This is a genomic window from Pantoea sp. RIT413 (assembly GCF_003057675.2).
GTDB lineage: Bacteria > Pseudomonadota > Gammaproteobacteria > Enterobacterales > Enterobacteriaceae > Pantoea > Pantoea eucrina.
Map to the genome: position 1 here is coordinate 43,427 of NZ_QBJB02000019.1, position 7,748 is coordinate 51,174.

Sequence of the window (7,748 nt, forward strand, 5' to 3'; positions counted from 1 at the left end):
GCCATCGCTGCAATTTGCGGTGTGCAGGGTATACACTTAAGGTTTCCGTGAACAACAGGCGGGCAGGAAAAAATGCGTAAACGTTTTATCGCCGGTGCGGTCTGTCCGCACTGTCAGGAAAAAGACACCCTGGCCATGTGGCGCGAAAACAGTGTCGATGTGGTGGAATGCGTAAAATGCGGACATCAGATGCGCGAGGCCGATAAGCAGGCGCGCGATCAGATCCGCAGTAATGAGCAGGTGATCGGCATTTTTCATCCCGAGTAGCGTGCCGGCACAGCTTTTTTTACGCTTAGACTTACAGTGGTGTTGAATTCCGTTACAATCGGCGCCACTAATGCTGAATGGTCTGCATATTCTGCAGGATAAAATCTGTTCAGCTTTAAACCTTTCTGGTTGGTTATTGCACGCAAAAATAGACCAATGAGACGGGATCCTTAGTTCTCAACGGTTAGGAGATATCATGAAAGTAGCAAAAGACCTGGTGGTGAGCCTGGCGTATCAGGTTCGTACCGAAGATGGCGTGTTGGTTGACGAGTCACCGGTAAGTGCACCGTTAGACTATCTGCACGGTCATGGTTCCCTGATTTCTGGTCTGGAAAAAGCGCTGGAAAATCACGCGGTCGGCGACAAGTTTGACGTGCATATCCCGGCAAATGACGCTTATGGCCAGTATGATGACAATCTGGTACAGCGCGTACCTAAAGATGTCTTCATGGGTGTGGATGAGCTGCAGGTTGGCATGCGCTTCCTGGCAGAAACCGACCAGGGCCCGGTGCCGGTTGAAATCACTGAAGTAGAAGATGAGCACGTTGTGGTTGATGGTAACCATATGCTGGCTGGTCAGAACCTGAACTTCAACGTGGAAGTGGTTGCTATCCGCGAAGCCACGGAAGAAGAGCTGGCGCACGGTCACGTGCATGGCGCAGATGGTCATCATCACGACCACGACCACGACCACGACCACGACCATGGTCACGGCGGCGGTTGCGGCTGCAACCACTAAGCGTTGCCGGTACAAAAAGGCCACCTGCGGGTGGCCTTTCTGTTTTCTGCTGCCGGCAGGTATTAATAATGCGGCGGAGGTGTCTCTTCCGACGGCGAAGCAACCATCGAGGGCGCTGCCGCTTTAACTTTGTCGACCAGCAAGCGAACATGTTCCCGCAGCCTGCTCATCTCCAGTTCATGTTCGACCACCGTCTGATTAAGCTGCTCAATGGTGTCTTCCTGAAAAGCCAGCTTGCTCTCCAGCGCTTCAAGGCGCCGATCCCAGTCTGTCTGTTGCATCGTTACTCCTCCTGTCATCGTACTGCGCATTGATATGAACCGGCGTGATTCTACGGCCTTTACGGTCAGAATCACCTGATATTTACCCGGCGTTTATCTCCTGCCATTGAATTTACCCGCAGCGCCTACATCTCAGATGAAACTTCCTGAAGCAAAAAAGGTCGGAGGTTAACCGGGTAATTACACTGCGGGAGTGTTCGTTACTGCCGCGTAAAGTTATAGTGTGGACCACTGTCCGCAATGATTCCCGAGGTTTGAAGCTTCGGTTTTGGAGAAAGGATGAAATCACTGTTTAAAGTCACATTGTTAGCTACCACTATGGCTGTCGCACTTAATGCACCGCTGGCGATGGCAGCAGAAACCGCTGCAGCTCCGGCTGACGCGGCGCAGGCTGCGCCACAGGCACCAAAAAATGCTGCTTTCAAAAACGAAGATCAGCAATCTGCCTATGCACTGGGTGCTTCGCTGGGTCGCTACATGGACAACTCTCTGAAGGAACAGGAGAAACTGGGCATCAAACTGGACAAAGATCAGCTGATTGCTGGTGTTCAGGACGCGTTTGGCGGTAAAAGCAAACTCTCTGACCAGGAGATCGAACAGACTCTGCAGGCCTTTGAAGGTCGCGTGAAGGGTGCTGCTCAGGCGAAGCTGGAAAAAGATGCAAAAGAGAATGCTGACAAAGGCAGCGCTTTTGCTGAAAAATTCGCGAAAGAGAAGGGCGTGAAGAAGACCGAATCTGGTCTGCTCTATCAGGTTGAGAAAGAGGGCAGCGGCGCCGCACCTAAAGATAGCGACACTGTTGTGGTCAATTACAAAGGTACGCTGATCGACGGCACCGAGTTTGATAACTCTTACACCCGTGGCGAACCGCTCTCTTTCCGTCTGGATGGCGTCATTCCGGGCTGGACTGAAGGCCTGAAGCACGTGAAAAAAGGTGGCAAGATCAAACTGGTGATCCCGCCGAACCTCGCCTACGGCAAAAATGGCGTACCGGGTATTCCGGCTAACTCCACGCTGGTGTTTGATGTTGAACTGCTGGATATCAAAGCAGCACCAAAAGCGGATGAAAAAGCACAGGCTCCGGCCGCTGCTGAGAAAAAAGCACAGTAATCGCTCTGTTCTGCCGCCTTCGGGCGGCAGTTCCCTCTGCATTCCCCCGCACGTTCAATTCCTGCTGCATATGTGCAAAGCTCTGGCTAAAGCGGACGACATTTGCCAGACTAACGCCTGCATAATGATCATAAGATGAGTCTGCCCCAATGCTGTCGCGACAGGCTCCAGCCACGTAGGGTAATGTCTTCGATGTCTAATCCATTTAATCCCGGTGAACTGACTGACTTCGATTTACTGGAGCAGCGCCCTTTTGAGCAAGCAGATTACGATATTCTCAAATCTTACGAGGCAGTGGTCGACGGTCTGGCGATGCTGATTGGCTCGCACTGCGAAATCGTGCTGCACTCGCTGGAAGATCTGAAATGTTCAGCTGTGCGTATTGCTAACGGCGAACATACGGGGCGCAAAGTCGGATCGCCGATTACCGATCTGGCGCTGCGCATGCTGCATGATATGCATGGCGCTGACAGCAATGTCTCCCGCGCCTACTTTACGCGCGCCAAAAGCGGTGTCCTGATGAAATCGGTCACCATTGCTATTCGTAATCGCCAGCAGCGCGTCATTGGTTTGCTCTGCATCAATATGAATCTGGATGTACCGTTCTCGCAAATCATGTCAACCTTTATGCCGCCAGAGATGCAGCAGGTCGACTCAAGCGTAAACTTTGCCAGTTCGGTAGAAGATCTGGTGATGCAGACGCTGGAGTTCACCATTGAAGAGGTCAGCGCGGATCGCAACGTCTCTAACAACGCCAAGAACCGGCAGATCGTGCTTAATCTGTATGAGAAAGGCATTTTTGACATCAAGGATGCCATCAATCAGGTTGCCGCCCGTCTGAATATCTCGAGGCATACGGTCTATCTCTACATACGTCAGTTTAAGAACGGCGATTTTCAGGGACAGGATCGCTGATGCGCTATACCCTGCTGGTGACCGGGCCGGCTTACGGCACCCAGAACGCGACCAGCGCGCTGCTGTTTGCCCGCGCGCTGATTGCTGCAGGCCACGTGCTGGAGAGCATATTTTTTTACCGTGAAGGTGTGCTGAACGCCAGTGAGCTGAGCGCACCTGCCAGTGACGAAGCTGACATTGTGCGCAGCTGGCAGCAGCTGCACGACGCCTGCGGTGTCGCGCTTAACGTCTGCGTGGCTGCCGCGCTGCGGCGTGGCATTACCGATCGGCAGGAGGCCGCGCGTTTGCAGCTGGCGGGCAGCAATCTGCAGCCGGGTTTTGAACTCAGCGGTCTGGGTGCACTGGCTGAAGCGGCGCTCAGCTGCGATCGTCTGGTGCAATTCTGATGAACCGCGTTGCGTTCCTCTTTACCCGCGCGCCACACGGCAGCAGTGCCGGCAGGGAAGGGCTGGATGCCGTTCTGGCTACCGGCGCGCTGAGCGAAGATGTTGGCCTCTTTTTTATCGGCGACGGTGTGCTGCAGCTGACTGAGCAGCAGCAGCCGAAAACTATACTGGCGCGCGACTATATCGCCACCTTTGGTGTGCTGGCGCTTTATGATATTGAGCAGTGCTATATCTGTCAGCATTCGCTACTGGCGCGCGGAGTGAGCCTGAGCGCAGAGCGCGTGTTAACAGCCCAGGTGCTGGAGAGTGACGCATTACGCCAGACGCTTGCCTCCTTCGATCGCATTATCTGTTTTTGAGAAACTGCCATGCTTTATACGCTGATGAACTCCCCCTGGCAGTGCGATATCGAAACGCTGCTGCTGCTGCTGCGCCCGGAGGATGACCTGCTGCTGCTGCAGGATGGGGTCACCGGCGCGCTGCAGGGCAGCACAATGCTGGCCCGGCTCAGCGCGGCACCGGCTACGCTATGGGTGCTGGAAGAGGATGTTGTCGCACGCGGATTATCTGCTCAAATTTCAACCAGTGTTGCCCGTCTGGACTATACTGGATTCGTTGCGCTGACGGTAAAGCATCAACAGCAAGTGGCCTGGTAAACGCGAAAACCTGGTTATTTCTTGACACCCTATAGGCACAGCCCTAAAATTCTGCCTCCTCGTAGAAATGCGAGGTGATTTATTACGTGTTTACGAAGCAAAAGCTAAATCCAGGAGCTATTTAATGGCAACAGTTAACCAGCTGGTTCGCAAACCACGCGTTCGTCAGGTTGCTAAAAGCAACGTGCCAGCGCTGGAAGCTTGCCCGCAAAAACGTGGTGTTTGTACTCGTGTCTACACCACTACCCCGAAAAAACCAAACTCAGCACTGCGTAAAGTTTGCCGTGTGCGTTTGACTAACGGTTTTGAAGTTACCTCCTACATCGGTGGTGAAGGTCATAACCTGCAGGAACACTCCGTGATCCTGATCCGTGGCGGTCGTGTTAAAGACCTGCCAGGTGTGCGTTACCACACCGTTCGTGGCGCGCTGGACTGCTCAGGTGTTAAAGACCGTAAGCAGGCTCGCTCCAAGTATGGCGTGAAGAAGCCAAAGGCTTAATGGTTCTCCGTTAAGTAAGGCCAAACGTTTTAACTTTAATGTCAAAATAAACTCGTAGAGTTTTGGACAATCCTGAATTAACAACGGAGTATTTCCATGCCACGTCGTCGCGTCATTGGTCAGCGTAAAATTCTGCCGGATCCTAAGTTCGGATCAGAGCTGCTGGCTAAATTTGTAAATATCCTGATGGTAGATGGTAAAAAATCTACTGCTGAATCAATCGTCTATACCGCACTTGATACCCTGGCTCAACGTGCTGGTAAAGACGGTCTGGAAGCTTTCGAAGTTGCACTCGAAAACGTACGTCCGACTGTCGAAGTGAAGTCACGTCGCGTTGGTGGTTCAACTTACCAGGTTCCAGTTGAAGTCCGTCCGGTTCGTCGTAATGCTCTGGCAATGCGTTGGATCGTTGAAGCTGCTCGTAAACGCGGTGATAAATCAATGGCTCTTCGCCTGGCGAACGAACTTTCTGACGCTGCAGAGAACAAAGGTACTGCAGTTAAGAAACGTGAAGACGTTCACCGTATGGCTGAAGCCAACAAGGCGTTCGCACACTACCGCTGGTAACAGCAAGGTAGTTGTTATTAACCCAGCGGGCGTCCCAGTGGCTTACCTGCTGGGCTTTTTTAACTATGAACGTCTCAGAATCAGAGGAATCAAATGGCTCGTAAAACACCCATTGAGCGCTATCGTAACATCGGTATCAGTGCTCACATCGACGCCGGTAAAACTACCACTACCGAACGTGTTCTGTTCTACACCGGTGTAAACCATAAAATCGGTGAAGTACATGACGGCGCCGCAACCATGGACTGGATGGAGCAGGAACAGGAACGTGGTATTACCATCACTTCCGCTGCGACCACCTGTTACTGGTCTGGTATGGCTAAGCAGTTCGAGCCACACCACGTCAACATCATCGACACCCCGGGACACGTTGACTTCACCATCGAAGTAGAGCGCTCTATGCGTGTGCTTGATGGCGCAGTTATGGTTTACTGTGCGGTTGGTGGTGTTCAGCCACAGTCTGAAACCGTATGGCGTCAGGCTAACAAATATAAAGTTCCACGCATCGCGTTCGTTAACAAAATGGACCGCATGGGTGCTAACTTCCTGAAAGTTGTTGATCAGATGAAAGTGCGTCTGGGTGCAAACCCGGTTCCACTTCAGCTGGCAATCGGCGCAGAAGAGAAATTCACCGGTGTTGTTGACCTGGTGAAAATGAAAGCCATCAACTGGAACGATGAAGATCAGGGCGTTACCTTCGTTTACGAAGATATCCCGGCTGATATGCAGGATCTGGCTGATGAATGGCGTGCGAAGCTGGTTGAATCTGCAGCTGAAGGTTCTGACGAGCTGATGGAGAAATTCTTCGGCGGCGAAGAGCTGACTGAAGAAGAGATCAAAACGTCTCTGCGTAAGCGCGTTCTGAACAACGAAATCATCCTGGTAACCTGTGGTTCTGCATTTAAGAACAAAGGTGTTCAGGCGATGCTGGATGCGGTAGTTGAATACCTGCCAGCACCGACTGACGTTACCGCGATCAACGGTATGCTGGACGACGGTAAAGACACACCGGCTGAGCGTCACTCTGACGACAACGAGCCGTTTGCTGCGCTGGCGTTCAAAATCGCAACCGACCCGTTTGTTGGTAACCTGACCTTCTTCCGCGTTTACTCTGGCGTGGTTAACACCGGTGATACCGTGTTCAACCCGGTCAAGTCAAACCGTGAGCGTCTGGGCCGTATCGTTCAGATGCACGCTAACAAGCGTGAAGAGATCAAAGAAGTTCGTGCGGGCGACATCGCTGCTGCGATCGGCCTGAAAGATGTGACCACCGGTGACACCCTGTGTGACCCGGATAACGTCATCATCCTTGAGCGCATGGAGTTCCCGGAGCCGGTAATCTCTATCGCCGTTGAGCCGAAAACCAAAGCTGACCAGGAAAAAATGGGTCTGGCTCTGGGTCGTCTGGCGAAAGAAGACCCATCATTCCGCGTATGGACTGATGAAGAGTCTAACCAGACCATCATCGCTGGTATGGGTGAGCTGCACCTCGACATCATCGTTGACCGCATGAAGCGTGAATTCAACGTTGAAGCGAACATCGGTAAACCTCAGGTTGCGTATCGCGAAGCGATCCGCTCTAAAGTTACCGGTATTGAAGGTAAACACGCCAAGCAGTCTGGTGGTCGTGGTCAGTATGGTCATGTTGTTATCGACATGTACCCACTGGAGCCGGGTTCAAACCCGAAAGGCTACGAATTTGTTAACGACATTAAAGGTGGTGTGATTCCTGGCGAATACATCCCTGCCGTTGATAAAGGTATCCAGGAGCAGCTGAAGTCTGGTCCACTGGCGGGTTACCCGGTAGTTGATCTGGGCGTGCGTCTGCACTTCGGTTCTTACCATGACGTTGACTCCTCAGAGCTGGCGTTTAAACTGGCTGCTTCTCTTGCGTTTAAAGACGGCTTTAAGAAAGCAACCCCGGTTCTGCTTGAGCCAATCATGAAGGTTGAAGTAGAAACGCCAGAAGAGAACACCGGTGACGTTATCGGTGACCTGAGCCGCCGTCGTGGTATGCTTAAAGGTCAGGAATCTAACGCTACCGGCGTTCAGATTCACGCTGAAGTCCCGCTTTCCGAAATGTTCGGTTATGCAACTCAGCTGCGTTCACTGACAAAAGGCCGTGCTTCTTACTCCATGGAGTTCCTGAAGTACGATGATGCGCCGAACAACGTCGCTCAGGCCGTTATTGAAGCTCGTGGCAAATAAGGCTACGGTTTAAAAATTGTTAACTGATGCCTTCATCAATGATGAAGGCATAACGTAAGGATTATCGCCATGGCGAAAGAGCAATTTCAGCGTAACAAACTGCACGTAAACGTGGGCACC

Annotated in this window: 11 protein-coding genes; 10 read left to right on the forward strand and 1 reads right to left on the reverse strand. The window is 52.3% G+C overall.

Features of this window, described 5'->3' with window-relative positions; genetic code table 11:
* Positions 1 to 72 precede the first annotated feature (72 nt).
* On the forward strand, positions 73 to 267 hold the full coding sequence (locus DBY66_RS16560; protein ID WP_039380854.1) for a YheV family putative zinc ribbon protein: 195 nt from the start codon (positions 73 to 75) through the stop codon (positions 265 to 267).
* Between the two features lie 196 nt (positions 268 to 463).
* Positions 464 to 1,006 (forward strand): peptidylprolyl isomerase, encoded by a 543-nt coding sequence (gene slyD, locus DBY66_RS16565; protein WP_104086026.1) that lies wholly within the window; start codon positions 464 to 466, stop codon positions 1,004 to 1,006.
* A 62-nt stretch (positions 1,007 to 1,068) separates the two neighbouring features.
* On the opposite strand, the gene DBY66_RS16570 is transcribed toward slyD, so the two are convergent.
* Positions 1,069 to 1,287, reverse strand: coding sequence for a protein SlyX (locus DBY66_RS16570; RefSeq protein WP_039380849.1), 219 nt, complete (start codon positions 1,285 to 1,287; stop codon positions 1,069 to 1,071).
* A 279-nt stretch (positions 1,288 to 1,566) separates the two neighbouring features.
* On the opposite strand from DBY66_RS16570, the gene fkpA reads away from it, so the two are divergent.
* The 8 genes from fkpA to fusA all read left to right on the forward strand — a co-directional run bounded on the left by fkpA (position 1,567) and on the right by fusA (position 7,628).
* Positions 1,567 to 2,397, forward strand: coding sequence for an FKBP-type peptidyl-prolyl cis-trans isomerase (gene fkpA / locus DBY66_RS16575; protein WP_104086027.1), 831 nt, complete (start codon positions 1,567 to 1,569; stop codon positions 2,395 to 2,397).
* 192 nt (positions 2,398 to 2,589) lie between these two features.
* Positions 2,590 to 3,312: a transcriptional regulator gene (locus DBY66_RS16580; RefSeq protein WP_065648594.1), complete on the forward strand. Its 723-nt coding sequence runs from the start codon at positions 2,590 to 2,592 to the stop codon at positions 3,310 to 3,312.
* Entirely contained in the window at positions 3,312 to 3,698 is a 387-nt protein-coding gene (tusD, locus tag DBY66_RS16585) for a sulfurtransferase complex subunit TusD (protein WP_108570293.1), read from the forward strand. Before DBY66_RS16580 ends, tusD begins: the two co-directional genes overlap by 1 nt.
* Entirely contained in the window at positions 3,698 to 4,057 is a 360-nt protein-coding gene (gene tusC, locus DBY66_RS16590) for a sulfurtransferase complex subunit TusC (RefSeq protein ID WP_039380838.1), read from the forward strand. The genes tusD and tusC overlap by 1 nt, the downstream gene beginning before the upstream one ends.
* Positions 4,058 to 4,066: 9 nt before the next feature.
* Entirely contained in the window at positions 4,067 to 4,354 is a 288-nt protein-coding gene (gene tusB, locus DBY66_RS16595) for a sulfurtransferase complex subunit TusB (RefSeq protein ID WP_104086028.1), read from the forward strand.
* A 124-nt stretch (positions 4,355 to 4,478) separates the two neighbouring features.
* Entirely contained in the window at positions 4,479 to 4,853 is a 375-nt protein-coding gene (rpsL, locus tag DBY66_RS16600; RefSeq protein WP_010616440.1) for a 30S ribosomal protein S12, read from the forward strand.
* A 96-nt stretch (positions 4,854 to 4,949) separates the two neighbouring features.
* Entirely contained in the window at positions 4,950 to 5,420 is a 471-nt protein-coding gene (gene rpsG, locus DBY66_RS16605) for a 30S ribosomal protein S7 (RefSeq protein ID WP_007886246.1), read from the forward strand.
* Positions 5,421 to 5,513: 93 nt separating this feature from the next.
* Positions 5,514 to 7,628, forward strand: a complete 2,115-nt coding sequence (fusA, locus tag DBY66_RS16610) for an elongation factor G (protein WP_039380834.1) — start codon at positions 5,514 to 5,516, stop codon at positions 7,626 to 7,628.
* The last annotated feature ends 120 nt before the right edge of the window (positions 7,629 to 7,748 follow it).

Excerpts from the sequence above, each read along its gene's own strand:
- tusC (WP_039380838.1), top strand. The coding sequence starts at position 3,698 with ATGAACCGCGTTGCGTTCCTCTTTACCCGCGCGCCACACGGCAGCAGT.
- DBY66_RS16560 (WP_039380854.1), top strand. The coding sequence starts at position 73 with ATGCGTAAACGTTTTATCGCCGGTGCGGTCTGTCCGCACTGTCAGGAA.
- rpsG (WP_007886246.1), top strand. The coding sequence starts at position 4,950 with ATGCCACGTCGTCGCGTCATTGGTCAGCGTAAAATTCTGCCGGATCCT.
- fkpA (WP_104086027.1), top strand. The coding sequence starts at position 1,567 with ATGAAATCACTGTTTAAAGTCACATTGTTAGCTACCACTATGGCTGTC.
- tusD (WP_108570293.1), top strand. The coding sequence starts at position 3,312 with ATGCGCTATACCCTGCTGGTGACCGGGCCGGCTTACGGCACCCAGAAC.
- fusA (WP_039380834.1), top strand. The coding sequence starts at position 5,514 with ATGGCTCGTAAAACACCCATTGAGCGCTATCGTAACATCGGTATCAGT.
- rpsL (WP_010616440.1), top strand. The coding sequence starts at position 4,479 with ATGGCAACAGTTAACCAGCTGGTTCGCAAACCACGCGTTCGTCAGGTT.
- DBY66_RS16580 (WP_065648594.1), top strand. The coding sequence starts at position 2,590 with ATGTCTAATCCATTTAATCCCGGTGAACTGACTGACTTCGATTTACTG.
- DBY66_RS16570 (WP_039380849.1), bottom strand. The coding sequence starts at position 1,287 with ATGCAACAGACAGACTGGGATCGGCGCCTTGAAGCGCTGGAGAGCAAG.
- slyD (WP_104086026.1), top strand. The coding sequence starts at position 464 with ATGAAAGTAGCAAAAGACCTGGTGGTGAGCCTGGCGTATCAGGTTCGT.
- tusB (WP_104086028.1), top strand. The coding sequence starts at position 4,067 with ATGCTTTATACGCTGATGAACTCCCCCTGGCAGTGCGATATCGAAACG.